The organism is Enterobacter sp. K16B, from assembly GCF_020216105.1.
In the GTDB taxonomy this organism is placed as follows: domain Bacteria; phylum Pseudomonadota; class Gammaproteobacteria; order Enterobacterales; family Enterobacteriaceae; genus Enterobacter; species Enterobacter sichuanensis.
Window position 1 is genome coordinate 1 of the sequence record NZ_JAIWJZ010000219.1, and the last position, 238, is coordinate 238.

At 65.5% G+C, this 238-nt stretch carries 1 protein-coding gene; it reads left to right on the forward strand.

Going from position 1 to position 238, the window contains the following annotated elements; all coding sequences use genetic code 11:
* Positions 1 to 30: 30 nt before the first annotated feature.
* A partial coding sequence (locus tag LDK53_RS22800) for a carbon-phosphorus lyase complex subunit PhnI (RefSeq protein ID WP_225288150.1) occupies positions 31 to 238 on the forward strand: 208 nt, incomplete at its 3' end.

Below are 238 nucleotides of genomic sequence, written 5' to 3' on the forward strand. Positions count from 1 at the left end.
CCCGCGGACCACCCATGTGGAGGTGTGCTGATGTACGTAGCCGTCAAAGGGGGCGAAAAGGCTATCGCCGCCGCCCATGCGCTACAGGCGCACAGACGACGGGGCGATGAACAGCTTCCCGAGCTAAGCGTCGCCCAGATTGAACAGCAGCTTAACCTCGCCGTTGACCGGGTGATGACCGAAGGCGGCATCGCCGACCGCGAACTGGCGGCGCTGGCGCTAAAGCAGGCCAGCGGCG